The sequence below is a fragment of the Acetobacter vaccinii genome, from assembly GCF_008365315.1.
Lineage (GTDB): Bacteria > Pseudomonadota > Alphaproteobacteria > Acetobacterales > Acetobacteraceae > Acetobacter > Acetobacter vaccinii.
On record NZ_CP043506.1, the window covers coordinates 1,267,121 to 1,292,137 of the forward strand.

Genomic DNA, 25,017 nt, shown 5'->3' on the forward strand with positions numbered 1-25,017 from the left:
GTTGCAGGCAGCATAAGGCACCACCAATTTACGTAACCGTCCTTATATGGAATTCAGTGTCATGAAGACGACTCTCTCGCTGAAGCCCGCGGAGGTGACGAAGAACTGGATCCTGATCGATGCCGAAGGTCTCGCTCTGGGTCGTCTTGCCGTCATCATTGCTCTGCGCCTGCGTGGCAAGCACAAGCCTCAGTTCACCCCGCACGTTGATTGCGGCGACCATGTCGTTGTTATCAATGCCGAAAAGGTAGCCCTGAGCGGCCGTAAGGAAGAGCAGAAGCTGTTCCACTACCACACGGGTTATGCCGGTGGGATCAAGACCCGCACCGTGCGCCAGCGCCGTGAAGGCAACCACCCCGACCATCTGGTGGTCAAGGCGGTTGAGCGCATGATCACGCGCGGCCCGCTGCAGCGCGCCCAGATGCGTAACCTGCATGTGTACGCCGGTGGCGAGCACCCGCATGGCGGCCAGAATCCCCAGAAGCTCGATGTTGCGGCCATGAACCGCAAGAACGTCGTCAACGTTCAGAAGGGTTGAAAATCATGTCTGAAACCCAGGAACGTACAGGCACGCTGGCCGACCTCAAGACCGTAGCTCCGGTTGTTGCAGCCGATGCCCCGGTTTACGAAGCCAAGCGCGACGCGCAGGGCCGCTCCTACGCCACCGGCCGTCGCAAGGACGCCGTTGCCCGCGTGTGGATCAAGCCGGGCAAGGGTGAAATCACTGTCAACGGCCGTCCGGTTGTTCAGTATTTCGCACGCCCCGTGCTGCGCATGCTGCTGTCCCAGCCCTTCCTCGTCTCTGACCGCTACAACCAGTTCGACGTTGTGTGCACGGTTACGGGCGGTGGTCTGTCCGGGCAGGCTGGCGCAGTGCGCCACGGCATCAGCCGTGCACTGACACATTACGAGCCGGAACTGCGCAGCATCCTCAAGGCTGCTGGCTTCCTGACCCGTGACTCCCGTCAGGTTGAACGTAAGAAATACGGTCGCGCCAAGGCCCGTCGCTCCTTCCAGTTCAGCAAGCGCTGATCTGGAAGGGCGTGCCACCGGGGCTTCGGTCCCAGGTGGTGGGCACCGCACGGCAAAGGGCGGGGGAACACAGTTCCCCCGCCCTTTTTGCGTTCTGGCCCAGTGTGTAAAGGCCCCGGTTAGGGGTTTGGCACCCCCCTGCGCTGGTTTGGGCCAGCACAGGGGCTGGTGCGTCAGGGGGCCAGAAAGGCCCGCACACCTTCGGCCAGGGCGGCACGGCTGTCGGCGCGCGTGTACATCATATGCCCGCCCGCATAAGTGTGCAGCCCGATCCGGTTGCGCCCGACCGGAATGTGCGACGCCACCCAGCGGGACGACGCATAGGGGCACACAAGGTCGTAATACCCGTTGGCAATAAAGACCCGTAACGTGGGGTTAAGCGCCAGCAGGCGGCGCAGGGTGGGTATGGGCCGCACAATCAGATCCGATCCATCGCGGTAATCCCAGGCGGCATTGACCTGCAGGTTCAGCAGGTCATAGGTCACGCTGGTATGAAAATGCAGTTCCGACCCGGCATAGTGGGTAAAGGCACTGCCATAGGCGCGGGTAAAACCGTCCAGCACCGGGTCGGGGCTGGCGCTGTTGTCCACCCCTTCGGGGAAAGGGTCGGCAATGGAGAGGGTGGCGTCGTACAGGGAATACAGGCGGCCATCGCGGCTGCGGATCTCATGCGCTTCGGGCTGGGGGCGGCCCTGCGCACGGGCGATAGTCTCCTGCGGCAGGCCGGTGTGGGTGGCGACTTCCTCGTAAAAATCCTCCGCATCATCCTCGTCTGGCAGTGGGCCAGCTAGAGCAGACAGATACGGCCCCAAAGCGTAGCGATAGGCGCTGTCCAGAAAGCCCCCGGCGTTTTCGGGCGTAAGCTTGTGGTGCAGCGCCAGATTGGCCATTTCCATGGAGGGCAGGACAAAGGTTTGCGCCAGCAGGTTGTTGGCGGTGTCCAGCAGGGTCATGTCCAGCGCGGGCGAGACCATGATGATGCCGTTGACCAGAATACCCTGCTGGTCAGCCAGAGCTTCGGCCACCTCAATGGCGCGTAGGCCCCCATAGCTTTCCCCTGCCAGATAGCGGGGGGACTCCAGCCGCCCGTTGCTTTCCCCCCAGAGCTGGATGGCCTTGGCAAAGGTGCGGGCATCCTGCTTGACGCCGTAAAACTCCTCCTTGGCCTTTTTGGGGTCGGTCGGGACAGACCAGCCTGTTCCCGGCGCGTCAATAAACACAAGGTCGGTCGCGGCCAGCCAGCTATCGGGGTTGGCGCGCAGGTGGGCGTTCGCGCCGTCCGTGGGGTTGCCTGCGGGAAAAGCCAGAACCTGCGGCCCGGCGGCCCCAAGGTGCAGATACGCCGTAGCTGCCCCCGGCCCCCCGTTAAAAACATAGGTTACAGGCCGGGTGTCAGCCCCCGAGCCATCCTTGGTGTAGGCGGTGTAAAACAGTCGGATGGTCGGCTTGCCGCTCTCGTCCCGCAGGGTCAGCGTACCGGCATGGGCGGTGTAGGCCATTTTCTGCCCGCCAAAGGTGCCGCTGTGGTGGGTTATGGCATCGGCTGGCAGCAGGGCCGCGGTGTCGTGGAAGTTCTCGGCAGTACCCGGGGTGTCGGGCGTGTGTGCCTGGTCCGTGGCGGCGGGGTTTGCGGCTGTACGTAGCACAGGGGCAGGGGTGAGTGTGTCGGCCCTGCTCACTCCGGTGGACAGGGCCGTAGCGCAGAGAAATGACAGGCACAGGCCCGCAGCACGCCAGCGTCCCGTGTGTGAGGGAGAAAGGGGGGAGGGGTCATGATACATCATGGAATAGGGACTATGCCTCCACGGGTTGCCAGCAAGGGGCTGTTGCAAAAAACCCGCCCCAAAGGGCAGGCGGGGTAGCCCTGCGGGCTGGAAAGAAACGGCCCAGCCCACATGTGGTGGGGCCGAGGCAACAGGACAACGCCTTCACGTCCGGCAGGAGCCTGTCAGAATAACCTGAATGTCTTTTTAAACAGTATTTTAACAATGCTGCGACTGTGCGGCTTTTCCCGCAAGGGCATGGCAGCTTCTTTTTTGCCCGGACTATCTTTTGCCAGAATTCCGTGGTCATGGATGGGGCCTGGTCCGCCCCTTTTGGGCAGGACACGGGAAAGGAAAGCAGATGCGTCTTATCAAGAAAGTTGCGGTTCTGGGGCTGCCGTTGGTCATGGCTGCGGGCGTTGCCCATGCGGCTCCGTGTGTTACGGCGGCTTCGTGCATCCAGAACGATGCGCGCGACCAGCTTGGCCTGGCCCGCAACACGGCGCAGCAGAATGCCCGCCAGCTTGAAAACGGCGTGACCAACGCCCGCAATAACGCCACCTCGGGCCTGACCAACGCAGCCGAACAGCAGCGCGAGCGTATTGCCGCCCAGCGTGACCGGCTGGAATCCAGCCAGCAGGCTGCCCAGAAGCGCCTGAGCACCAGCGCAGAGCAGCAGCGTGAGCGTATTACCGCCCAGCGCGACCGGCTGGAAGCCGCCCCGCAGGCAGCCGAAAAGCGCCTGACCAACAGTGCTGAACAGCAGCGCGAGCGCATTGCCGCCCAGCGTGACCGCCTGGAATCCGCCCCGCGCGCGGCCCAGAATCGCCTGCACCAGATGGGCACCAATGCGCATAACCAGGCCCAGGGCGCTGCCAACAGCGTGTCCTCCAGCCTGCGTGATGCAACGACTCTGCCGCATTTCTAAGAAACGGTTTGAGACCCAAGGCTGAGAATGCCCGGGGTGCTGCTTTTTCTGGCAGGACAACCTTCTTGAAGTCAGGCACCCTCAGGCGTTTTCAGCCAGAGGCAGAGTGTTCCACAGGCTTGCTTCTGGTGCACTCTGCAACGCTCGGGAATAGTCCGACCGAGCACAGCCGCATATGTCGCGCATTGGCCGGGGGCACCCCGTCGCCAGCGGGGCCAACAGCCCCTACGGGCATGCGGCACCCCAGCGTTTAAGCCATCAATATCAGCTTATGGCAGCGTAACCCGGCTTAAGCCGTTGCGTGCCTGTGCCTTAGGGCGGCAAAGGCAGGGCTGGGGTTTTACAGGCTGGAATAAAAAAACTCCGGCCACGGGGCCGGAGTTCTAAAGGTTGTATCAGCCTTTGCGCTTGCGCGATGACGGGGCTTTGCTCGGCCCGCCGCGTGGCTTCATGGGGCGGCGTTCGGCATTGGCCGGGCGGCCAGCGCCACCACCAGCACCGCCACCGCCGTGGCTGTGGCCGCCCTGGGGGGCGCGGGCGGGTTCGATGCTGATTTCGTCCGGGTCGGTGGCAGAGGCGCATTCGGCAAAGCGCTGGGCCTTGTCGTTGGCAATTTCCACCAGCGTATGGTCGCCCGCAATCCGGATAACCCCGATGTCCTGCTTGCGGATACCGCCAAGCTTGCACAGCATGGGCACCAGCCACTTGGGGTCTGCCCGGTCGGCGCGGCCGACAGACAGGCGGAACCAGCTACCGTCCATGGCAGGGCCACGATCCCGGTCGCGTTCACGCTCACGCGGGGCGGGAGCGCCATCGCGCATGGGGCGGCTGCGGGCGGCATCGGCGTTAATCACGCGCACATCCACAGGCTCAGGCAGGCTGGCGCTCCACAGGCCGACAAGGGCCGTGGCAAGCTGCTGCGGCGTGTGGTTGGCCAGCAGGCGCTCTGTCAGTTCCTGCGAGGCACCTTCCCCTTCCGGGGGCAGGGCGGCCAGCACAGGGGCGTTCAGCAGGCGTTCGGCATCGGCCTGGGCAATGGCCTGGCGGGTGGGGGCACCGCTCCATTCCGCAGTGATTTTTGCGGCCTGAAACAGGCGTTCAGCCACGCGGCGGCGTGCGGGCGGCACCAGCAGCACGCACACGCCCTTGCGGCCCGCACGGCCCGTACGGCCCGAACGGTGCAGCAGTGTAGCCGGGTTGGACGGCAGGCTGGCGTGGATGACAAGCCCAAGCTCGGGAATATCAATCCCGCGGGCCGCAACGTCGGTGGCTACGCACACGCGGGCCTGCCCGTGGCGCAGGCTGTCAATGGCGCGGCTGCGCTCGTTCTGCCCCAGGTCGCCCGAAATGGCGACGGAGGAAAAGCCGCGCTCGGTCAGGATACCCTGCAACTGCCGCACGGCTTCACGCGTGTGGCAGAACACAATGGCGGTCTGGGCTTCTTCCAGCCGCAGCACGTTGACAACAGCCCCGGCCATGTCGGGCTGGTCGGCCAGAACGGCGCGGTAGGTAATGTCGGTATGCGGGGTGTTGCCGCCGCTGGTGTCCAGGCGCAGGGCGTCATGCTGGTAACGGCGTGCCAGCGACGCGATTTCCCGCGCGATGGTGGCCGAGAACAGCAGCGTGCGGCGGTCCTTGGGGGTGGCGTCCAGCAGGGTTTCCAGCTCGTCGCGGAAGCCCAGGTCAAGCATTTCGTCCGCTTCGTCCAGCACCACAGCCTTGATCTGCGACAGGTCGAGGTTGCCACGCTTGAGGTGGTCGCACAGGCGGCCGGGGGTGCCGACAACAATGTGGCAGCCCATGGACAGGGCGCGAGCCTCGCGCCGGGGCTCCATGCCACCAACGCAGGAAACAGTGCGTGCCCCTGTTTCGGCGTACAGCCAGTCCAGTTCGCTGCGGACCTGAAGGGCGAGTTCACGCGTGGGGGCCACAACAAGGGCGACCGGCGCGGTGGTGAAGGAGCAGCGCTCCCCCCCGTTCAGCAGCAGGTCGGCCAGTGTCAGGCCGAAGGCAACGGTTTTACCGGACCCTGTTCTGGCGGATACCAGCAGGTCCCGGCCCTTGGCTTCGTCAGCAAGGACGGCAGCCTGCACGGAGGTGGGGGCGGCAAAGCCGCGCGCTGCCAATGCGCGTGCAAGAGGGGCGGGGGCGTTCTGAAAGGGCATGCGTGATTAGGTCCAGGCAACAGGGGGAGAAAAGGGGATTAAAGCCTATGCCCCAGAAAGGCCAGCCCCTTGAGCCCCTTGTATGTACGTTTCTCTGGCCGCCGTTGCGCGGATGCCAGAGTTGACGTTACTGGAATGGCAGGTAGCGGAAGTCCATAAACAGGGCGCTCAGGCTTGTATCGGGGGCGGCACCCTGGCCAACCCAGGCGCTGCGCTGGGTGTAGGCAAGCTGCACGCCGCCTTCCACCGTGCCATAATGACCTTTGAAGAAGCGGTACCACGCGCCCACTGTCGCTTCTATCACGCGGCGGGTGTTGCCTGTGCAGGCGGTGGACAGTTCCACCATGCAGCCGGTGTTGTCATAGGCAGGGTTGCCGTAACCATAGGACGAGCCACTGGCGTTAAAGTAGCTGCGGCCCGCCTGCTGCATGCCAAAAAAGCCGTAAACATCAATCTTGGGCGTGGGGTGGCCGACAATGCCCGCTGTAGCCTGGGCCGAAAACAGCGGCGCGGGCGCGCCCTGGGCGTTGAGTGTGGCGTCAGGCAGCAGGACCGAGCCGTAACGGCCGATTCCCGTCCCCACAAGCCCAGCCAGCCGGATTTCCATGGTGTGGGGGATGACGGGCAGAACCATGGAGCCCCCGCCACCACCGGCAATGGCCGTGTTGTTGTGGCCGTGGCCCAGGGTGGACACGCGGTCATGCGGGAAATGCAGGATACCCTCGACCTCGTAATGGCCCCAGTGCGGGTCCCAGGCGATCTTGCCGATGATGTCGGGTGCAATTTCGTTAGAGAACAGGGCGTTGTTGGTCAGGCCGGTGCCGGGGCTGCCAATGGTGGCAAGCTGGCCGTTGGGCATGACAATCTGCCCGTCGGACGATGTGGTCATGCCTGTGGTGTCATACAGTGTTGCCGAGTTTTCGATCGACAGACCTGTCCACAGCCGGTGGTTGAAAAAGTCCTTCACGAAGCGGAACTGGAGCTGCCGCGCCCATGTCTGTCCTGCCAGCATGGAGGATTCAATGGTTTCGGGCAGGCTTTCCTGGCGCGGGGTAATGCCCACGCGGCCGGGGGTCAGCATGCTCCAGGCCTGCCCAGCCAGGAAGTGGAAGTTCAGGTCGCTGTTGTCATAGGCCATATAGGCCTGCCGCAGGCGGAAGGCGTAGCTGTTGCTCTCATAGGCATCGGTCGTGGCAGCACCAGCGCCGAAATCCATTTCAAAAAAGCCGGAAATGGTGGAGTGCGTGTCCACATTGCCACGCGCCATGAGCGAAATACGGCTATAGCGCGCGCTGCCCTCAAAGTTGTCAGTGTGGTAGCGCGCCTGATTGGCAAACGGAATGTCCTGATAATACTGGAAGGTGCCCGTGGCCGTATGCCGGTTTTCCTCCACCGCGGCAGCGTCGAGGAAGCCGCCGAGGATCAGCGTGACAGGCCCCATGTGGAACACGCCGTGGTCGCCCAGCGCACCGGCGGCCTGTGCGCCCACGGTTTCCCGCGCATGGGGGCCAACATTGTTGTCTGCCAGGCGGGAAATGACATCCTCCGCCCTGTGGCCGATGACGGAATCCACCTCGGGCGTATCGGTCGCGCCAGAAAAACTGGGCTGCACATCGGCCCCGGCCACCATGCGGGCGCGGCCATGGCGGGTGGCGCGTACGGGGGTGGGTTCCACCAGCCCTGGGCCTTCTTCTTCCTCGCTCTGGGTGCTGGCAAGGCCTGTCAGGCCGTGCAGCCCGCCTGTGGCATGGCCTTGCGCTACGGCAACCCCGCTGCCCCCGCCTGTGGCGGCGCGCGCCTGCATGCCGCCATGCCCCCGGCCTGTCCGATGTGCCGCAATCTGTTTTTGCACCGAGACAAGGGCTTTTTGCAGTTCATGCTGCTCGGCCTGGATACGGGCTACCTGCTGTTCCAGCAGGTCCAGGTCATCGGCATGGGCGGGGCGGTCCAGCCACCCGGCCAGGCTGCCTGAAAGAAGCACGGTGCCTGCGAACAGGCTTTTCCTCAGATACGGAGCCAGAAAACATGGCGACATTCCGAAAGGGCGCATGCGTTCACTTTCAGGTTTTGCAAGAGCGGGAGTGTTTAAAGATGTGTGAACCACTTTCGTGACTGTTTCGTAAAGAGGACGGTTTTTAAAAAATATTTTCAATAAAAGCTCTTTTACTTTAAATAACGCCGCCGCCAGAATTTTTACGTTTATAAAGAGGGGAGAGAACACCCATGGCCAGACTGATTCATTCCATGCTGCGTGTGCTGGAGGAGGACAGGTCCGTCCGTTTCTACGCGGCAACACTGGACCTGCATGTGGTGGAGCGTTTTGTGTTTGACAGCTTCACCCTGGTCTATCTGGCTGCACCGGGGGAAACGTTTGAACTGGAACTGACAATCAACCATGATCGTACAGAGCCTTATGCTCTGGGCGACGGCTATGGTCATCTTGCGGTTTCGGTGGCTGATGTGCAGGCGGAACACGCCCGGATCAGCGCTGCGGGCTACCCTGTCACACCCGTCAAGGCGCTGGAGCATCAGGGCCGTGTTGTGGGGCAGTTCTTTTTTCTGACCGACCCGGATGGCTACCGGATCGAGGTGTTGCAGCGTGGGGCGCCGGGGCGTTTTCTGTAACCACGGGCTGCCCCGGTTTGCCGGGGCAGTGATGACGCGCCCCCACGTTATCCGCCATGGTATCCGGTTTGGAATTCGCATATAAGGCGCGCAATGCGGACACAGTTTTACAAGATGCACGGGCTGGGGAATGATTTTGTCATTTTTGACGAACGTCCCGCCCTCCTGCCCCTGACCCCCACCCGGATTGCGGCGCTTGCCCACCGCAAACGTGGCATCGGCTGCGACCAGCTTGTCACGCTGGGCAAGCCCGAGGCGGAGGGGGCCGACGTGCTGGTACGCTTCTTCAACCCCGATGGGTCCGAGGCCGGAGCCTGCGGCAATGCCTCGCGCTGTGTGGCCGCGCTGGTGGCGGGGCAGGGTGGGGGCGCGCACCCCGTGTTGCAGACCCGTGCTGGCCTGTTGCCCGCCCATATGCAGGCCGATGGTCTGGTCACGGTGGACATGGGGCCGCCGCGCACCGACTGGCAGGATGTGCCGCTGGCCTCCGCGATGGATACGCTGTGCCTGCCCCTGCCGGGGCAGCCCGCAGCTCTGTCCATGGGCAACCCGCATGCGACATTTTTTGTGCAGGACTTCAGCCTGCTGGCACAGGGATACGCGCTGGAGCACGACCCGCTGTTTCCCCAACGGGCCAATATCGGGCTGGCCATTATGGAAAACCGCAGCCGCATGCGCCTGAAAGTGCATGAACGCGGTGCCGGGCTGACCGAGGCCTGTGGGTCCGGGGCCTGTGCCGCCGTGGTCAATGCCGTGCGGCGCGGTCTGGCCGAGCGTGTGTGTGAGGTTGTGCTCGATGGCGGCGTGCTGCGTATTGAATGGTCGGCGCAGAACGACCATGTGCTGATGACCGGCCCCGTGGCCACTACCTTTGAGGGAACGGTCGATCTCGCCGCCTTTGCATCATGACAGAGCCGACTGACCTGCCGCCCCCGCCCCCCGCTGTGTCCACGGCCTCTGGCGCGCCCGAGATCCTGACATTCGGCTGCCGCCTGAACACGTGGGAAAGCGAGGTCATGCGTAATCACGCGCAGGGGCTCGACAATGTGGTCATCATCAACACCTGCGCGGTGACGGGCGAGGCTGAGCGGCAGGCCCGTCAGGCCATCCGCCGCGCCCATCGCGCTAACCCCGATGCCCGCATTGTGGTGACAGGCTGCGCCGCCCAGATCGACCCGGCCAGCTGGTCGGCCCTGCCCGGCGTGGCCCGTGTGCTGGGCAATGAGGAAAAGCTGAAGGCCGAAAGCTGGTCCCCCGCCGCCATGGCGGAGGCTGTGGCTGTGTCCGATATTATGGCCGCGCGGGAGACGGCGGCACATCTGGTGACCGAATTTGCCGGGCGCACCCGTGCCTTTGTGCAGGTGCAGCAGGGGTGTGACCACCGCTGCACGTTCTGCATCATTCCCTTCGGGCGTGGGCCGTCGCGGTCGGTGCCGGTGGGGGCTGTGGTGGAGCAGGTGCGCGCCCTTGTGCGCTCGGGCTACCGTGAGGTCGTGCTGACGGGTGTGGATATGACATCCTGGGGTGCCGACCTGCCCGGTCGGCCCGGCCTGGGGCAGTTGTGCCGCCGGGTGCTGCGGCTGGTGCCCGAGCTTGAACGGCTGCGCCTGTCCTCGGTCGATCCGGTGGAGATTGATGAGGACGTGTGGCAACTGCTGGAAATCGATCCGCGCTTCATGCCCTATCTGCACCTGTCGTTGCAGGCGGGGTCGGACCTTATCCTCAAACGCATGAAGCGGCGGCACCTGGTGGCCGATGCCGCCCGTGTGGTGGCCCGTGCCCGCGCCCTGCGCCCCGATATCGGGATTGGCGCGGATGTTATTGCCGGGTTCCCCACCGAGGACGACGCCCTGTTTGACCAGACACGGGCGTTTCTGACCGACATGGCGCTGCCTTACCTGCATGTGTTCCCCTACAGCGAGCGCCCGGGCACGCCTGCGGCGCGTATGCGTGCGGTGCCGGTGCCAGAGCGCAAGGCCCGTGCGGCCACGCTGCGCGCCGTGGGGGAGGCTGCGGCTGCGCGTTATCATGCCAGCCTGCTGGGCCAGCCCCTGCGTGTGCTGATGGAAACCCCCACCACGGGGCATAGTGAACAGTTTGCCCCGGTGCGTCTGGCACGGGGGGAAGCCGGAGTGGGGGATATTGTGACACTGGTGCCGCTGGCGGTTGAAGGCGGCGGGCTGGTGGCGGAAAGGATTTAAGAAACATGGCGCTTGGTTTTTTCTCCCGTCTCAAGCAGGGGCTGTCGCGTTCGACACAAAAGCTGGGAGGCGGGCTGAGCGGCATGTTCACCCGGCGCAAGCTGGACGACGCCGCGCTGGAAGAGCTGGAGGAACTGCTGATAACGGCCGACCTTGGGCCAGCCGTGGCAGAACGCGTGATCGAATCGTTCCGCTCCAGCCGTTTTGGGACAGAAGTGACGGATGAGGAAATCCGCACCGCTCTGGCCGATGAAATTGCCAGTATTCTCGAACCCGTAGCCAAACCGTTTGAGCCAGATACCACCCACAGCCCGCATGTGGTGCTGGTGGTGGGGGTCAACGGCGTGGGCAAGACCACGACCATTGGCAAGATGGCACGGTTTTTTACCGACCAGGGCCGCAAGGTCATGCTGGTTGCGGGCGATACCTTTCGCGCTGCTGCGGTCGAGCAGTTGCAGGTCTGGGGCGAGCGCACAGGCTGCCCGGTGATTGCAGGCCCCCCCAAGGCCGATGCGGCTGGGCTTGCGTTTGAGGCCCTCAAGCGTGGCCGGGCCGAAGGGGCGGACCTTCTGTTCATGGACACCGCAGGCCGCCTGCACAACAAAAGCGCGCTGATGGAGGAACTGGCCAAGATCATCCGCGTCATGCGCAAATTTGATGAAACAGCCCCCCATTCCGTCCTGCTGGTGCTGGATGCCACGACAGGGCAGAACGCGGTGGAGCAGGTGCGGGTGTTTTTGGAGCTGGTGAACGTGACCGGCCTAGTCGTGACAAAGCTCGACGGTTCGGCCCGTGGCGGCATTGTTGTTGCTCTGGCCGACACATTTGGCCTGCCCGTGCATGCCGTGGGTGTGGGCGAACAGGCCGAAGACCTGCGCCCCTTTGCTGCCGCCGATTACGCCCGCGGGCTTGTCGGTGTGGCAGCGCAGGAGTGAGCACAGGCGGCGTGCGGAGGGGCAGAATGCAAGTTTTTGGTGCAAAGCCCTGTCATGCTTTCTTGACAGGACATGGTAGCGCCGTTAGCAAGCGCCTGCACCCTTCGGGAGGTGTGAGGAATGGATAAGGACCACGACGATTCCTTCAACGCTCGGTTGAAGGCGGCAGAACGCCGCCACGGCCTGGTTGAGGAGGAAAAAAAGCCTGATCCGGTTCAGGCGGCTGATCAGTCGCTTGCCAGTCTGGCGTTGCGGGCAGGGACAGAAATGATCTCGGCTCTTGTCGTAGGCGTTGCCATCGGGTGGGGGCTGGATCACTGGCTTGGTACCCGGGCAATTTTTCTTGTCCTCTTCGCGCTGCTCGGCGGCTGTGCCGGAGTGTTCAATGTCTGGCGTCTTGTCAGGCTGATTGACGGGTCATAGAAAACAGAACCCCGAGACACGGATTCGGGCGCAGTGTTTAGGAGAGCGGTTGTGGCGGGTGGTTCCAGCATCAACGTACTTGAACAGTTTGAGCTCCATCCCCTTTTTGGTGGCATGGGTGAGGCGCTGCGTTTCAGCCAGGCCCCCCTGTACATGATTGTGGCTGTCTGCATCGTGCTGGCGTTCCTGTATTTTGGCATGCGGCCTGCCGCTGTTGTGCCGGGGCGTTTCCAGGCTGCGGCAGAAGTGTGCTACGAATTCATCCGCAACATGGCGGTCGACACCATCGGGCCGGAAGGTGCGTCCTTCTTCCCGTTCCTGTTCGCGCTGTTCTTCTTCATTCTGGTGGGCAACTACATCGGTCTGCTGCCTTTCCAGTACACTTTCACCAGCCACATCGCGGTTACCTTCGCGCTGGCGCTGATGGTGTTCGTGCTGACAGTCGTGGTTTCACTCAAGACCCAGGGCCTGCGCTTCTTCGCGCACTTCATGCCCGCCGGTGCTAGCCCTTTCCTTGCGCCGCTGCTGGTCCCGATTGAAATCCTGTCCTTTCTGTCCCGTCCCGTCAGCCTCTCCATCCGACTGTTCGCCAACATGGTTGCCGGGCACGTCATGTTCGATATTTTCGCCAGCTTTGTCATCATGCTCGCCAGCTTCGGCGTGGTGGGTGACGTGTTCGCGATCGGGCCTATCGCCATCAATGTGGCGCTTATGGCTCTTGAGTTGCTTGTCGGTGTGTTGCAGGCCTATGTGTTTGCCATTCTGACCTGCATCTACCTGCGGGAGGCCGTGGCTCACTGAGGAGCTGCTTTGCCCGTTTCTTTTCAAACTGTCTTGAACAAGGAAGTGACTGATATGGACATCGCTGCAGCCCGGGAAATCGGTGCAGGTATCGCCGTGATCGCCCTTGCCGGCGTTGGTATCGGCCTCGGCAACATCTTTTCAACGCTGGTCAGCAGCATTGCGCGCAACCCGGCATCTCGCCCGCATGTGTTCGGTCTGGGCATGCTCGGCTTCGCCCTGACGGAAGCTATCGCGCTCTTCGCTCTGCTGATCGCGTTCCTGATCCTCTTCGTCTGAGGTTAGGGCTTTCAAGGAGGAGACATTTCCGTGGCTGTGACGACGAAGACAGTTCGTGCCGGACTTCTGATGACGGTTTGCGGCATTTCCCTGCTGGTCGCATCAGCGCCTGGCGCATACGCCACGGGAATGCCTCAGCTTGATTTCGCCAACCCACTTGTGACCGGTCAGGTCCTGTGGGGGGCGGTTATCTTCTTTATCTTCTACATCGCGCTGAGCCGGGTCATGCTGCCCCGCGTTGGCCGCGTGCTGGAAGACAGAAGCAAGCGTATTTCCGGTGACCTCGATGTCGCCCGTGCTGCCAAGCACGACGCGGACAAAGCCGTTGCCGAACTTCAGCAGGCCCGCAAGGACGCCATGGCAGAAGCCCAGGCCCACCTGCAGTCCGTGCTGGATGAAGAACATCGCGCTGCCGAAAAGCAGATGCAGGACATCAACGCCCGGCTGGCGACAGAAATCGCCCAGGCCGAACAGCGGGTGGCCGAAGAAAAAGCGCGCGCTCTGAGCGCCCTTAAGGAAATTGCTGCTGACACCACCCAGGCTCTTGTCCAGCGCCTGACCGGTGTCGCGCCCGATGCACAGCTTGTTGCCCAGAAGGTCCAGGGCGCTTGCGCCCAGCGGACCCTCTGAGCCTGCTTTCTGGAGAATTTTCGATATGTCTGGAATTTTTCACGAAGCCGGTTTCTGGGTCGCTGTCTCGTTTGTCCTGTTCTTTGTCCTTGTGGGCAAAAAGCTGTGGACCCCTATTGCTGCTGTGCTTGACAGCCGCGCGGAACTGATCCGTCGCGAACTGGACGAAGCCGCTCGCCTGCGCCGCGAAGCCGAGCAGATGCTTGAAGACGCCACGCGTGAGCGTGAGCAGGCTCTGGCCGAAGCACGCTCCATGGTTGAACAGTCCCGCAAGCAGGCTGAAGACATGGCCGCCAAGGCCCGTGCCGAAGCCGAAGCCGCTGTCCAGCGCCACGAGCAGATGGCCCGTGACCGCATTAGCGCTGTTGAGCGCGCTGCCCTGAAGGAAGTGCGCCAGCTTGCCATTGATGCGGCAGTTGATGCAGCCCACGCCATTATCCCCCAGACACTGGACGACAAGGCGGCCTCCGCCCTGGTTGATCAGGCTCTGGCCGGGCTGCCTGCGGCCATGGCGCGCCAGGCCGCCTGACCTGCCCTTGCAGGCCAGCTCATCTTCGCGGGGGGACGCCAAGGGCCTCCTGGCTTCCCCCGCGCTTCATGATAACGATGCCCAGCCTGTGCTGAGCATCGTTATTGCCGTTTTGGACGAACAGGATAACCTGCCCCAGGTCTGCCAGGAACTGGCCGAAGCCTTGCAGGACCTGCCCCCGACTGAAATCATTTTTGTCGATGACGGCAGCCAGGACGCCACGGTTGATGTCCTGCGCCGCTTGCGTAACGACAGCCTGCCCGGTCTGCGGGTGCTGGCGCATGACAGGCGCTGCGGTAAGTCAGCGGCCCTGCGTACGGGCATAACCGCAGCTCAGGGCACATGGATTGCCACCATTGATGGTGACGCCCAGGACGACCCGCGTGAACTGCCCGCTCTGCTGGCGCTCGCGCGTACTGCGGCCGGTGTGCCGCCGCTGGTTGTCGGCGTGCGCCAGAAACGGCGGGACGGCTGGTCGCGGCGCTTTGCCACGCGCTTTGCCAACGGCCTGCGCCAGCGCTTGTTGCAGGACCACTGCCCTGACACGGGGGCACCGATCAAGATTTTCCGGCGCGAGGATTTCTTGCGTCTGCCCCAGTTTGAAGGGCTGCACCGTTTTCTGCCTGCCCTGCTGGGGTCTTATGGCGTGCCGCTGGTGTGCCACCCGGTCACACACCGGCCCCGGCTGCATGGGCAGTCCAAATACACCAATTTCAACCGTGCGGTTGTGGGTGTGCGCGATCTGCTGGGTGTTCTGTGGCTGCGTAACCGCACGCGCCTGCCACGCTCGGTTCGTGAATGTTGAAACCGACACTCTGGTTACAAAACCTGCTGACACTGCTGGGCTGGCGGCACTCCGGGCTTAAAACCCCCATGCCGGGCCGCTGGCTGGCCATGCTCGGGCTTGTGGCCTTTGTGCTGTTCCTGCCCGGTCGCGCCAGTATTCCGCCCTTCGACAGGGACGAGCCGCGCTATATGCAGGCAACGGCCCAGATGCTTGAGAGCCACAATTTTGTGGATGTGCGCTTTCAGGACAATCCGCGCTACCTGCAACCAGCCGGTATTTACTGGCTGGAGGCCGCAGCCGTCAGCCTGGTCGGGCCGCAGTATGCCCATGCTGTGTGGCCGTATCGTATCCCCTCGCTTCTGGCCATGACGGCGGCGGTCGTGCTGACAGCCCTGATCGGCGGCCTGCTGTTTGGCCCGCAGGCAGGGCTTGGTGCCGGTATTCTACTGCTGGCCAGTGTGCTGGTGACAGCGGAAAACCGCATGGCCACCATTGATTCGTGCCTGCTGGTCAGTGTGCTGGTGGCGCAGCTTGCTCTGGTGCGCGCCCTGCTGGACAGGCAGGCAGGCCAGCCAACACCCACGGGCACGGCTGTGCTGTACTGGGTGGCCATAGGTTGTGGGCTTATGCTCAAGGGGCCGGTTATTCTTATTCCCTCGCTCGCAACTCCGCTCGCGCTTGCGGCGCTGGAACGGAACGCGAGCCTGTGGCGTAGAATGCGCCCCGGTTGGGGCTGGCTGGTGGCCGTGGCTGTGGCGCTGCCATGGTGTGTGGCTATTGGCGTTGTCAGCCATGGCGACTTTTTTCGCCGGGCCGTGGGGGTCAATTTTCTGGGCAAGGTGGCGTCTGGCCAGCAGGCGCATGGCTTGCCACCGGGCTACCACCTGCTTGTGTTTCTGCTGGCGTTCTGGCCGGGGTCGTATTTTGCAGCCAGTGTTCTGCCTCAGGTCTGGCGGGACAGACAGGCGCTGAGAGTGCGTTACCTGCTATGCTGGATTGTGCCGCATTGGGTGGTGTTTGAGGCCATTGCCACCAAGCTTCCGCATTATGTGCTGCCAGCGTACCCCGCCATTGCCATCCTGACCGCCGGACTGCTGGCACAGGGGGGTGAGGTCTGGCGCGGCGGGCCGCAGTCCCGCTGGGGGCGGGTACTGCTGGGCGTTTATGGTCTGGCATGGTGCTTGGTTGGCTGCTTTCTGGCCCTGGCTGGCCCGGTGCTGCTGTGGAAGCTTGAACACACGCTGTCGTTGCCAGCACTGGTGCTGGCCGCAGGTGTGCTGCCGCTGATCGGGCTGGCCATGTTGCAGATCTGGCGGGTGGAACTGCGCCGGGCAGTGCTGACCAGCGCTGCGGCGGCTGTTTTGCTGTATGTGGGCCTGTTTACTGTGGTGGTGCCTGCTCTGCGGACCATCTGGCTGGCTCCGCGTCTGGCCGAGCTGGTGCATGACAGGCAGCCCTGCGCGCAGACAGACGTGTATTCGGTATCGTTTTCTGAGCCCAGTCTGGTGTTTCTGCTGGGGGGGCGTGTGCGCCTGACGGGGGCGGCACAGGCCGCACAGGCCATGCGCGCCCATCCGACCTGCACGGTCGCACTGGTTGACCGGCGCGACCGGGCTGCCTTTATGGCCGCACTCGGGGCTGCACAGGGGCGGGTCACCAGCCGTGGCACTGTGAGCGGGCTTAACTATTCCAATGGCCGTGTGCTGGAAATCAGTCTTTACGCGCTGAACATCACACAGCCAGAAACCTCCGCCAGCCCCGTTGACGGACGTGTTGACAGCCAGCACCCCATGGAACAAGGCAGCCTGAGCCGCTGAGCCGCTGAGCCGCTGAGCCGCTGAGCCGCTGAGCCGCTGAGCCGCTGAGCCGCTGAGCCGCTGAGCCGCTGAGCCGCTGAGTGTGGGCGATATGCTCTGGATACAGGTCCAGCCCTTGTAAAACATGTCTGACGATATGGAGGGAAAGGGCCTGGCAGTTTTTTGGGGGCGCTTTGTTTCAACACGCGTCAAAGAGCATCGCCTTTTTGAAAAAAGGCGACACCCAAAAACTTTTATCCAGTGTTGGACACAAAAGAGCGGGGCATTACCCCGCCGGTTGTGGTTGGCGGGGTGCGACAAGCTGGAACAGTGGGCCTGTCAGCAGGGTGGACAGCACAGCCAGTACCATGAGCGAGGCAAAGGCGAAGTCCGACAGCATGCCCTGACCATGCAGGATGGTGGCGGCTACAATTTCCATCAGCCCTTTGCACTGCAACAGCGCCCCGATCGCCAGAGCCTGCCGCTTGCTCAGCCCCGGAGCAGGCGGGAAGACGTAGACTGAGGCCACCTTGGCAACAATGGAAATGGCAACAAGCGCCAGAGATGCCACAACCGAAGGCCATGTCAGCGCATCGCCATTAATGTGCAGACCACTGTGCCCGAAGAACAGGGGAGCCAACCACACAAGGCTGAATGCTCCCACGCGCTCTACCGGCAGGCGGCGGACCCAGCTTGGGGGCATAATGGCCCCGGCAAAATACGCTCCAATCAGCTCGTGCAGGCCCAGTTGCTCGCTCGCCCAGGCACCAACAGCCAGATAAGCAGGCACTGCTGCCCAGATCAGCCAGAGCGGGGGGTGCCGGAAATGGCGTGATGCCCAGGACCCGGCAAGGGCCAGCACGATGAGAGAGGCCAGAGCAACAAATTCCAGCCCGCTCCAGCCATGCAGGGCGCTGCTGCCTTTTTCCGCAAATTGCAGCGCGGCCAGCCCGATCCACAGGGCGGCATCATCCACAACCGCCAGTTTTAGCGCCAGTTGGCCCAAGGGGCGCTGGGTGCTGTCCAGTTCGCGCACAACACCGATCAGCACCGGCAGGGCGCTGACAGCCACGCACAGCCCGATAGAGGCCGCAGCCACCCAGGGGGTAGCATGGGGGGCCTGCCAGCCCGGCAGCGGCAGAAAGACCAGATAGGCCAGTGTGGTGCCGATCAGCAGCGGGCCGCCAAGGGCCACCGCCGCACCAGCCAGAAGCCTGCCAAGAGACGGGGCTGGCAGGGTATGGGGCGAACCATCCTCACCCGGGTGCTGCCACATTTCCAGCCCGGCGGTAAAAGCCAGCACCAGCACGGCAACCCAGCCAATGGTGTTGCCATAGGTGGAGGGTATTCCCGCAGCACCGACAGGGATATGCCATACGGCAATACTGATCCCGACAAGTATAGGAATGACAACAATGGGTATTGTTTTACCCAATATGCGCCATAATACCCATGGCAGGATCACAAACAGGGCCGTGTCTGCAACAAGATGGATGATATCCGCCATCCTTTCTCCTCTCCGCGTTAGATGATCGGTAGAGTAGTCGGGACGTATCCTGTTATGCAATTTTTATATTTAATTTATGATATTAATGTATTTGTTTTTCTACCATCACTCCTGCGCGATGGTGGGGTTTATGGGCAGGGCCTGCCGCCACTACCCTGCTGTATCCTGTAAAAAAACGCACGGTTATGCCGGGTGGGAGAGCAGGTAGGCTGTACGCCACAGGGCAAGGGCATAAAGGGCCAGACACCGCAGGGCAGCGTCATAAACCGGGATTTTGACTGTAAGGGGAATAACCACAGGGGAAACATGGTGCCCGCTGGCGGATTCGAACCACCGGCCCCATCATTACGAATGACGTGCTCTACCAACTGAGCTAAGCGGGCTTTCACCGTGTGTGGCAGGCTGCTTATCACGCTCCGCCACACCACGCAACTGCAAACCTGCCAAAAATGAGGCTATGGGTGCCGGAAGCTGGTTTGCGGCCTGTGTGGCAGTGGGGTCATTTTTGCAGTTACGTGGGGCTGACTTTCGCTTTATGATGGCCACTTGATGACGCTCTCGCAGATCATGGCCTTGTTCAGGCAAGCGCTGGTGCCAGGCCAGGATATGCCAGCTTCGGCGGAAGGGCATGTCCATGTGCTGAGTGGCGTTGTGGAATGCCCCTGCTGTGGCTGCTTCCAACGCCTGTCGGAACTTAAGCCCGGTACACAGGCCCGCTGCTGCCGGTGCGGGCAGGGGCTGGACAGGCGCAACCGCACATCCCCCATTGCAACACCGCTGGCTTTTTGCATCAGCTCGCTGGCGCTGTATCTGGCCATGCTGGCCTCGACATTGATGATGCTCGACCTCTACGGCAGGCAGCGCACGGTCAATATCCTGACCGGGCCGATGGAACTGCTGCACGAGGGCTGGGGCACCATTGCTGCTCTGGTGGCGGTTGTGACCATTCTCATGCCCGGTGTTGTCGTGGTCATGATGCTCATGATCCTGAGTGGCGCGCTCCGGCCCCGGCTACCCTTCTGGGTGCCGCATTTGCTCAAGTGGTACGAACTGCTGCGCCCCTGGTCCATGGTCGAGGTGTATATTCTGGGTGTTTTCGTGGCCTACACCAAGCTGGTGGACATGGCCTATGTGGAGGTCGGGACGGCGGTTTTCCTTGTGGCCGGGTTGATGCTGACCATGGCCGCCACCGACGCCACGCTGGATACCGAGCTGGTGTGGCGCAAGCGCCCGACCGACAGCACCTTCCGCAGGATGGATAACAGCCGCATTACCCTGACCTGCGAAAGCGTGCCCGCCCATGCCCACCTGCCTCCGTCGGACCATATGGCCTCATGCCTGTCCTGCGGCACCGTGCTGGAGTTCGGGCATGCCGTGTCGGACACGCAGGCGCTTGGCTACTGCCCCCGGTGCGGGCATGTCCTGCGCAGGCGCAAGGCCAACAGTCTGGCGCGCGTGCTGGCGCTGCTGGTGTCGGCTATTGTGTTTTATGTGCCTGCCAACCTCTTTCCGGTCATGACGGTCATTACGCTGGGGCGGGGCAGTGGGCACACCATTGTTGCCGGGGCCATAGAGTTGTGGAACGACGGCATGATCCCCCTTGCCCTGCTGGTGCTGTTTGCCTCGGTCACGGTGCCGGTGCTCAAGATTGCAGGGCTGCTGGGCATGGTGCTGAGCATCAAGGCGCATTCTGGCGCGTGGCTGCCCTTCCGGTCATGGCTGTTCAGGGTTATCGACATTATTGGCCGCTGGTCGATGATCGATGTCTTCATGGTGTCCATTCTGGTGGCCATGGTACGCTTTAGCAGTATGGCCACCATCCGTGCCAACGGGGGGGTTGTCTGTTTTGCCGCGGTGGTGGTGCTGACAATTTTTGCCGTGCATGTGTTTGACCCACGCCTGATGTGGGATGTCGCGGGCCGCAACGGCCCGCTGCGGGCGAAACGCCCGGAGGATGGCGCGGTACAACAGGGGGCGGTAGACCGCCCGCCTAACAGGGAGCCGGACAGGGCGTGAACGACGGGCACACTCACAAGCAGACTTCCCCCGACGGAGGGGATGGCACGCAGGACGCGCTGGTCAGGCGTATCCGTTTTTCCGTCATCTGGGTGATACCGCTTATTTCCGTGCTGATTGCGGGCTTTCTGGTCTGGCGCAGCTTTGTGGACAATGGGCCGAGTATTACCGTGATGTTTGACACGGCCGACGGGCTGACCAGCGGGCAGACGCAGGTCAAGAACAAGTCGGTCGTGCTGGGCACGGTCGAGGGCATGTCCCTGACCACCGACCTGCGGCATGTGCGTGTGCGTATCCGCATGAACAAGGGCACGGGCGGGATGCTGACCGACAAGGCCCGCTTCTGGGTGGTGCGGCCGCGCATTAACGGCGCCAGCATTACCGGGCTGGAAACCCTGATGTCGGGCGCATACATCGCCTTTGACCCCGGCTTGGGGGCCGACGGCCAGCCCGCAGGCCGCCCCTCGGACACATTTGTCGGGCTGGAAGCCCCGCCGGGCATGCGCTCCGACCAGCCCGGCCGCACCTTTACGCTGGTGGCCAGCAGCATTGGCTCCATCGGGCAGGGTGCGCCGGTTTTTTTCCGCGATGTCAACGTGGGGGAAGTGCTGGGCTACACCATGCCCCCCGGTGGGCGCGGCCCGGTGCTGATCCAGATTTTTGTGCAGCAGCCCTATGACCAGTATCTGACTGCGTCCTCGCGGTTCTGGAATGTTTCGGGCGTTAAGGTCGGCTTCGGGGCAGGGGGGCTGAAAGTGCAGCTTCAGTCGCTTCAGGCGCTGTTTTCTGGCGGGGTGGCGTTTGGCCTGCCCCCGCAGGACGACAAGGTCGAGGCGGCTCCGGCGGATTCGGTCTTTACCCTGTATGACACCCGTGAAGATGCGCAGAACGCAGGCTATCGCCAGCGGCTGCTGCTGGCCACGTATCTGACATCCTCCGTCAAGGGGCTTGCCCCTGGGGCCGAGGTGGACATGTTCGGCATCCAGGTTGGCAATGTGACCAGTGTGCGGCTGGACCTGACATCAACCCCCGGCCACCCACGGGTGCGGGTGGGTATGGAAGTGCAGCTTGAGCGTATTTTCCCATCCGGCACCATGCCGCGTGACAAGATGCTCGACCTGTTCCGTACGCTGGTGGGCAACGGTCTCCGCGCCTCGACCGACAGTGTGAGCATGCTGACGGGCGAGAGCATGATCTCGCTTAACTTCATCAAAAACCCCGGCTCAGCGACGACCAGCATGGAAGGCCCGACCCTTGTCATCCCGGGGCAGGCTGGCGGCATGAGTGGGATTATGGACAATGTGTCCACCCTGACAGCCCGCGTGGCGGCCATGCCGTTTGAGCAGATTGGTGTGAGTGCCAACAACCTGCTGACCCATCTGGATGGCACCCTGACCAGCCCGGATGTCAAACAGACACTGACCAGCCTGCGGCAGTCGATGCAGAACTTGCAGGCTCTGTCGCACGACCTGCGCAATGGCGTGGCTCCGCTGAGCAAGCGCCTGCCTGCCATGGCCGACCAGTTGGAGCAGACATTGACCAACGCCAACAAACTGCTGGCCAGCTACGGCGGCAACAGCGACTTCCACCGCAGTGTGGAGGCCATGGTGCTGCAACTTGGGCAGACAGCGCGGTCCTTGCGGTTTCTGTCTGATTTCCTGACCAACCATCCCTCCGCTCTGATATGGGGACGATAAGGGCCATGACACGTCGCACAACGGTATTTTCCGCCCATCAGCCTGCCGTGGCTGGCCCTGCACAGGGGGGGCTGACACGGCGCACCCTGCTGGCCGGGGGCAGCCTTGGCCTTATGGCGCTGGGGTTGGCGGGCTGCGCCGGGGGTGGCCCGGTCTATTACACGCTGGCCGTGGTACCGGGGGCAGTCGTGCCCCTGCCGCCCGGTGCTCCCACTGTTGTGGAAATACGCCAGCCTGGCATTGCCGGGGGGCTGAACCGCGACCGGATTGTGACAGCGGATGATGGATACCGGCTGAGTATTTCCAGCACCGGAGCATGGAGCGATTCTCTGGCCGAGCAGCTTGGCCGTGTGCTGGCCGGGGACCTGGCCCAGCGCCTGCCCAACGCTGGTGTGTTTGTTGAAAATGACGCTGTTTCCACAACGCCCCAGGCTATTGTGGAACTGTCAGTAACCCGCTTTTCCACCAACCCGCAGGGTTTTGTGGCCCTTGATGGCACGGTGCTGGTGCGCCGGGCCGGGCCGGCGGCGGCTACCCCGGTTATCCAGCGCGTAACGCTCCAGGGGGCACGGGCGGGCAATACGCTGGATATGGTGCGTGAACTCAGCACCCTTGTCGGGCGTCTGGCTGATCTGGTGGCCCGCAGCCTGTGTGCGTTGCCCCCCTTGCCAGACCCCGCACAGGGATAAAAAAAACGCCGCCGGGTCTAAAACCCCGGCGGCGTTTTTTGTCTCTGGGTGGCGGGCAAAAACCCGCCGTGATGGATCAGACCGTGGCGGAGTCGCTTTCGTTCTCATAGTCCACGAGGGGGATCGGGTATTCCCCTGTAAAGCAGGCGTCGCAGTAGCTTTTGGCGCAGCCGTCGCGGCTTTCATGCCCCATGGCGCGGTACAGCCCGTCGAGCGAGATAAACGCCAGACTGTCCACCCCGATCAGCTCCGCCATGGTTTTCAGGTCGTGCTGGGCAGCCAGCAGCTTGCTGCGTTCTGGCGTGTCGATCCCGTAAAAGCAGGAATACTCGGTCGGCGGGGAGGAAATACGCATATGCACCTCCTTGGCCCCTGCCGCGCGCACCATGTCCACGATCTTGCGTGATGTGGTGCCACGCACGATGGAGTCGTCCACCAGAATAACCCGCTTGCCGTCCAGAATGGGGCGGTTGGGGGAGTGTTTCATCTTCACGCCCAGATGGCGGATCTGGTCTGAAGGTTCGATGAAGGTGCGGCCCACGTAGTGGTTGCGGATAATCCCCAGTTCAAAGGGGATACCGCTGGCTTCGGCATAGCCAATGGCCGAGGGCACGCCGGAGTCTGGCACCGGCACCACCACATCAGCTTCCACACTGCTTTCATGCGCCAGTTCACGCCCGATTTCCTTGCGGACATTGTAAACCGGCAGCCCTTCCAGCACGGAATCGGGCCGGGCGAAGTAGATGTATTCAAACACGCAAAAACGCGGCTTGTTGGTGCCAAACGGCCGGAGGGAGCGAATACCGCTGTCATCAATAATGACCAGCTCGCCCGGTTCCACATCGCGCACAAACTCAGCGCCGATAATGTCCAGACCGCAGGTTTCCGACGCCAGCACCCAGGAGGCTTCACGCCCCTGTTCGGCAGGCAGGCGGCCCAGCACCAGCGGGCGCACGCCCATGGGGTCACGCACGCCGATCAGCGCATCCTGCGACAGCACAACAAGCGAATACGCCCCTGTGACACGCTTGAGCGCATCAATCAGCCTGTCTTCCACCGTGGCGTAGAGGGAAATGGCAATCAGGTGGACAAACACTTCCGAGTCCGTGGTGGACTGGAACAGGCAGCCACGGCGGATAAGCTCGCGCCGCAGAGTGTTGGCGTTGGTCAGGTTGCCGTTATGGGCCACACCCAGGCCGCCAAAAGCGAACTCGGCAAACAGGGGCTGCACGTTGCGCAGCAGTGTCGCACCCGAGGTGGCATAGCGGTTGTGGCCAATGGCGCGTGTGCCGTGCAACGTGGCCATGGTGCGCGGGTCACCAAAGACATCGCCCACAAGGCCCAGGCCCCGGTGGGAATGAAAGCGTTTGTCTTCAGGGTCAAAGCAGACAATGCCTGCGGCTTCCTGTCCACGGTGCTGCAGGGCATGCAGGCCCAGTGTGGTCAGTGCTGCGGCGTCACGCGCGTTCCAGATCCCAAAGACCGCGCATTCCTCATGCGGGTGGTCATCATCGCTGGAGACGGGTTCGGGCAGGGCCGTGCAGGCGTTGCCAGCAGGGCTGGTTACGCTGTCAGGCTGCAGTGCGGACAAAGGCGCGGACACGGGGGGGCGGGCGAACATGGCGGGACAGGGCCTCCCAAAAGGCTGGCAAGTGCCGTGGGGACATCAGAAGCTGGCGTCATGGCCTGTAGACAGTTTCCGCGCAACCCCTTTTAGGTCGAAATCCGGCAGATAGGAACGCAGGCCGCTTGCGCCAGACTGAATATATGGGGTTAGCCTGCTGTTGTTTTCCAGTGCCTGCAGGTCGATTGGCTGCAACAGCAGACTGGCCACGGTAAACAGGACCACCACCACCACCGCCCCGCGTGCCAGCCCGAAGGCACCACCCAGCAGGCGGTCTGGCCCGTCCAGCGGGGTGGCCCGCACCACGCGCACAAGCCCGGCCGAGGCCATGCCCCCCACCACAATCACCCCGATCAGGATTACCAGCACCGCCACAGCCTGCGCACCGAGGGGGGAGGCTACATACTGCCCCGTCCATTCTGCCATGGGGGTGTGAAAGCGCATGGCAGCCATAAAGGCCACGGTCCACAGGCACAGGCCCAGTGCCAGCCTGGTAAAGCCACGCCAGGCCCCATGGAGTGTGGAAAATGCCACAATCAGCAGGGATATGCCGTCTATTGCCGCCATATCAGCCCCTGCGTGCCCAGCCA

The 25,017-nt window shown here is 62.9% G+C and carries 23 protein-coding genes and 1 tRNA gene; 17 read left to right on the forward strand and 7 right to left on the reverse strand.

From position 1 onward, the window contains the following. Positions 1–61 precede the first annotated feature (61 nt). Positions 62–538: a 50S ribosomal protein L13 gene (rplM, locus tag FLP30_RS05650; RefSeq protein ID WP_149278958.1), complete on the forward strand. Its 477-nt coding sequence runs from the start codon at positions 62–64 to the stop codon at positions 536–538. A gap of 5 nt (positions 539–543) precedes the next feature. Next, a complete protein-coding gene (gene rpsI / locus FLP30_RS05655; RefSeq protein ID WP_149278959.1) occupies positions 544–1,032 on the forward strand; it encodes a 30S ribosomal protein S9 in 489 nt (162 codons plus the stop codon). Between the two features lie 173 nt (positions 1,033–1,205). Here the strand turns inward: rpsI and FLP30_RS05660 are convergent, their stop codons facing one another. After that, the gene (locus FLP30_RS05660) at positions 1,206–2,816 is read right to left on the reverse strand and encodes a S10 family peptidase (RefSeq protein WP_246856603.1); all 1,611 of its coding nucleotides are present in this window, start codon (positions 2,814–2,816) and stop codon (positions 1,206–1,208) included. A gap of 340 nt (positions 2,817–3,156) precedes the next feature. Here FLP30_RS05660 and FLP30_RS05665 point away from each other — a divergent pair, with 340 nt between their 5' ends. Beyond that, positions 3,157–3,723, forward strand: a complete 567-nt coding sequence (locus tag FLP30_RS05665) for a hypothetical protein (protein ID WP_149278960.1) — start codon at positions 3,157–3,159, stop codon at positions 3,721–3,723. 395 nt (positions 3,724–4,118) lie between these two features. Here the strand turns inward: FLP30_RS05665 and FLP30_RS05670 are convergent, their stop codons facing one another. Together FLP30_RS05670 and FLP30_RS05675 are read right to left on the reverse strand one after the other, a co-directional pair. Further along, positions 4,119–5,888 carry a DEAD/DEAH box helicase gene (locus tag FLP30_RS05670; RefSeq protein WP_149278961.1) on the reverse strand — a complete coding sequence of 590 codons (1,770 nt, stop codon included), beginning with the start codon at positions 5,886–5,888 and terminating at the stop codon, positions 4,119–4,121. A gap of 127 nt (positions 5,889–6,015) precedes the next feature. Next, positions 6,016–8,079 carry a hypothetical protein gene (locus FLP30_RS05675; protein WP_408834562.1) on the reverse strand — a complete coding sequence of 688 codons (2,064 nt, stop codon included), beginning with the start codon at positions 8,077–8,079 and terminating at the stop codon, positions 6,016–6,018. 32 nt (positions 8,080–8,111) lie between these two features. Between FLP30_RS05675 and FLP30_RS05680 the strand changes: the two genes are divergently transcribed. The 11 genes from FLP30_RS05680 to FLP30_RS05730 all read left to right on the forward strand — a co-directional run bounded on the left by FLP30_RS05680 (position 8,112) and on the right by FLP30_RS05730 (position 16,915). Continuing rightward, positions 8,112–8,513 carry a VOC family protein gene (locus FLP30_RS05680; protein ID WP_149278963.1) on the forward strand — a complete coding sequence of 134 codons (402 nt, stop codon included), beginning with the start codon at positions 8,112–8,114 and terminating at the stop codon, positions 8,511–8,513. Between the two features lie 93 nt (positions 8,514–8,606). After that, positions 8,607–9,422: a diaminopimelate epimerase gene (gene dapF, locus FLP30_RS05685; RefSeq protein ID WP_149278964.1), complete on the forward strand. Its 816-nt coding sequence runs from the start codon at positions 8,607–8,609 to the stop codon at positions 9,420–9,422. Beyond that, positions 9,419–10,714, forward strand: a complete 1,296-nt coding sequence (gene mtaB, locus FLP30_RS05690; protein ID WP_149278965.1) for a tRNA (N(6)-L-threonylcarbamoyladenosine(37)-C(2))-methylthiotransferase MtaB — start codon at positions 9,419–9,421, stop codon at positions 10,712–10,714. Before dapF ends, mtaB begins: the two co-directional genes overlap by 4 nt. A gap of 5 nt (positions 10,715–10,719) precedes the next feature. Then, a complete protein-coding gene (gene ftsY, locus FLP30_RS05695) occupies positions 10,720–11,649 on the forward strand; it encodes a signal recognition particle-docking protein FtsY (protein WP_149278966.1) in 930 nt (309 codons plus the stop codon). Positions 11,650–11,769: 120 nt separating this feature from the next. After that, positions 11,770–12,072, forward strand: coding sequence for an AtpZ/AtpI family protein (locus FLP30_RS05700; RefSeq protein WP_149278967.1), 303 nt, complete (start codon positions 11,770–11,772; stop codon positions 12,070–12,072). Positions 12,073–12,123: 51 nt separating this feature from the next. Continuing rightward, on the forward strand, positions 12,124–12,873 hold the full coding sequence (locus FLP30_RS05705; RefSeq protein ID WP_149278968.1) for a F0F1 ATP synthase subunit A: 750 nt from the start codon (positions 12,124–12,126) through the stop codon (positions 12,871–12,873). A gap of 54 nt (positions 12,874–12,927) precedes the next feature. Then, complete coding sequence (locus tag FLP30_RS05710) at positions 12,928–13,152, forward strand: ATP synthase subunit C family protein (protein ID WP_003624142.1); 225 nt, start codon at positions 12,928–12,930, stop codon at positions 13,150–13,152. A gap of 69 nt (positions 13,153–13,221) precedes the next feature. Continuing rightward, entirely contained in the window at positions 13,222–13,782 is a 561-nt protein-coding gene (locus FLP30_RS05715) for a F0F1 ATP synthase subunit B family protein (RefSeq protein WP_149280240.1), read from the forward strand. Positions 13,783–13,816: 34 nt separating this feature from the next. Next, positions 13,817–14,311: a F0F1 ATP synthase subunit B gene (atpF, locus tag FLP30_RS05720; protein WP_210419348.1), complete on the forward strand. Its 495-nt coding sequence runs from the start codon at positions 13,817–13,819 to the stop codon at positions 14,309–14,311. Between the two features lie 49 nt (positions 14,312–14,360). Continuing rightward, positions 14,361–15,116, forward strand: a complete 756-nt coding sequence (locus tag FLP30_RS05725; protein ID WP_149280241.1) for a glycosyltransferase — start codon at positions 14,361–14,363, stop codon at positions 15,114–15,116. A 68-nt stretch (positions 15,117–15,184) separates the two neighbouring features. After that, positions 15,185–16,915 carry an ArnT family glycosyltransferase gene (locus tag FLP30_RS05730; protein ID WP_149280242.1) on the forward strand — a complete coding sequence of 577 codons (1,731 nt, stop codon included), beginning with the start codon at positions 15,185–15,187 and terminating at the stop codon, positions 16,913–16,915. A 265-nt stretch (positions 16,916–17,180) separates the two neighbouring features. Here FLP30_RS05730 and FLP30_RS05735 read toward each other — a convergent pair whose 3' ends face one another. Next, on the reverse strand, positions 17,181–18,401 hold the full coding sequence (locus FLP30_RS05735; RefSeq protein ID WP_149278970.1) for a cation:proton antiporter: 1,221 nt from the start codon (positions 18,399–18,401) through the stop codon (positions 17,181–17,183). Positions 18,402–18,708: 307 nt separating this feature from the next. After that, positions 18,709–18,784 (reverse strand) — tRNA-Thr (locus FLP30_RS05740). A gap of 166 nt (positions 18,785–18,950) precedes the next feature. On the opposite strand from FLP30_RS05740, the gene FLP30_RS05745 reads away from it, so the two are divergent. From FLP30_RS05745 to FLP30_RS05755, 3 genes are read left to right on the forward strand one after another with little or no spacing between them, the layout of a single operon-like run. After that, on the forward strand, positions 18,951–20,417 hold the full coding sequence (locus tag FLP30_RS05745) for a paraquat-inducible protein A (RefSeq protein ID WP_149278971.1): 1,467 nt from the start codon (positions 18,951–18,953) through the stop codon (positions 20,415–20,417). Continuing rightward, positions 20,414–22,114 (forward strand): PqiB family protein, encoded by a 1,701-nt coding sequence (locus FLP30_RS05750; RefSeq protein WP_149278972.1) that lies wholly within the window; start codon positions 20,414–20,416, stop codon positions 22,112–22,114. The genes FLP30_RS05745 and FLP30_RS05750 overlap by 4 nt, the downstream gene beginning before the upstream one ends. Before the next feature lie 5 nt (positions 22,115–22,119). Then, positions 22,120–22,803 carry a PqiC family protein gene (locus FLP30_RS05755; RefSeq protein ID WP_168200050.1) on the forward strand — a complete coding sequence of 228 codons (684 nt, stop codon included), beginning with the start codon at positions 22,120–22,122 and terminating at the stop codon, positions 22,801–22,803. A 76-nt stretch (positions 22,804–22,879) separates the two neighbouring features. Here the strand turns inward: FLP30_RS05755 and purF are convergent, their stop codons facing one another. After that, entirely contained in the window at positions 22,880–24,424 is a 1,545-nt protein-coding gene (gene purF / locus FLP30_RS05760; protein WP_149278974.1) for an amidophosphoribosyltransferase, read from the reverse strand. Between the two features lie 45 nt (positions 24,425–24,469). Continuing rightward, the gene (locus FLP30_RS05765; RefSeq protein ID WP_149278975.1) at positions 24,470–24,994 is read right to left on the reverse strand and encodes a CvpA family protein; all 525 of its coding nucleotides are present in this window, start codon (positions 24,992–24,994) and stop codon (positions 24,470–24,472) included. Between the last annotated feature and the right edge of the window lie 23 nt (positions 24,995–25,017).

Excerpts from the sequence above, each read along its gene's own strand:
- rplM (WP_149278958.1), top strand. The coding sequence starts at position 62 with ATGAAGACGACTCTCTCGCTGAAGCCCGCGGAGGTGACGAAGAACTGG.
- rpsI (WP_149278959.1), top strand. The coding sequence starts at position 544 with ATGTCTGAAACCCAGGAACGTACAGGCACGCTGGCCGACCTCAAGACC.
- FLP30_RS05660 (WP_246856603.1), bottom strand. The coding sequence starts at position 2,816 with ATGATGTATCATGACCCCTCCCCCCTTTCTCCCTCACACACGGGACGC.
- FLP30_RS05665 (WP_149278960.1), top strand. The coding sequence starts at position 3,157 with ATGCGTCTTATCAAGAAAGTTGCGGTTCTGGGGCTGCCGTTGGTCATG.
- FLP30_RS05670 (WP_149278961.1), bottom strand. The coding sequence starts at position 5,888 with ATGCCCTTTCAGAACGCCCCCGCCCCTCTTGCACGCGCATTGGCAGCG.
- FLP30_RS05680 (WP_149278963.1), top strand. The coding sequence starts at position 8,112 with ATGGCCAGACTGATTCATTCCATGCTGCGTGTGCTGGAGGAGGACAGG.
- dapF (WP_149278964.1), top strand. The coding sequence starts at position 8,607 with ATGCGGACACAGTTTTACAAGATGCACGGGCTGGGGAATGATTTTGTC.
- mtaB (WP_149278965.1), top strand. The coding sequence starts at position 9,419 with ATGACAGAGCCGACTGACCTGCCGCCCCCGCCCCCCGCTGTGTCCACG.
- ftsY (WP_149278966.1), top strand. The coding sequence starts at position 10,720 with ATGGCGCTTGGTTTTTTCTCCCGTCTCAAGCAGGGGCTGTCGCGTTCG.
- FLP30_RS05700 (WP_149278967.1), top strand. The coding sequence starts at position 11,770 with ATGGATAAGGACCACGACGATTCCTTCAACGCTCGGTTGAAGGCGGCA.
- FLP30_RS05710 (WP_003624142.1), top strand. The coding sequence starts at position 12,928 with ATGGACATCGCTGCAGCCCGGGAAATCGGTGCAGGTATCGCCGTGATC.
- FLP30_RS05715 (WP_149280240.1), top strand. The coding sequence starts at position 13,222 with ATGACGGTTTGCGGCATTTCCCTGCTGGTCGCATCAGCGCCTGGCGCA.
- FLP30_RS05730 (WP_149280242.1), top strand. The coding sequence starts at position 15,185 with ATGCCGGGCCGCTGGCTGGCCATGCTCGGGCTTGTGGCCTTTGTGCTG.
- FLP30_RS05735 (WP_149278970.1), bottom strand. The coding sequence starts at position 18,401 with ATGGCGGATATCATCCATCTTGTTGCAGACACGGCCCTGTTTGTGATC.
- FLP30_RS05745 (WP_149278971.1), top strand. The coding sequence starts at position 18,951 with ATGACGCTCTCGCAGATCATGGCCTTGTTCAGGCAAGCGCTGGTGCCA.
- FLP30_RS05755 (WP_168200050.1), top strand. The coding sequence starts at position 22,120 with ATGACACGTCGCACAACGGTATTTTCCGCCCATCAGCCTGCCGTGGCT.
- purF (WP_149278974.1), bottom strand. The coding sequence starts at position 24,424 with ATGTTCGCCCGCCCCCCCGTGTCCGCGCCTTTGTCCGCACTGCAGCCT.
- FLP30_RS05765 (WP_149278975.1), bottom strand. The coding sequence starts at position 24,994 with ATGGCGGCAATAGACGGCATATCCCTGCTGATTGTGGCATTTTCCACA.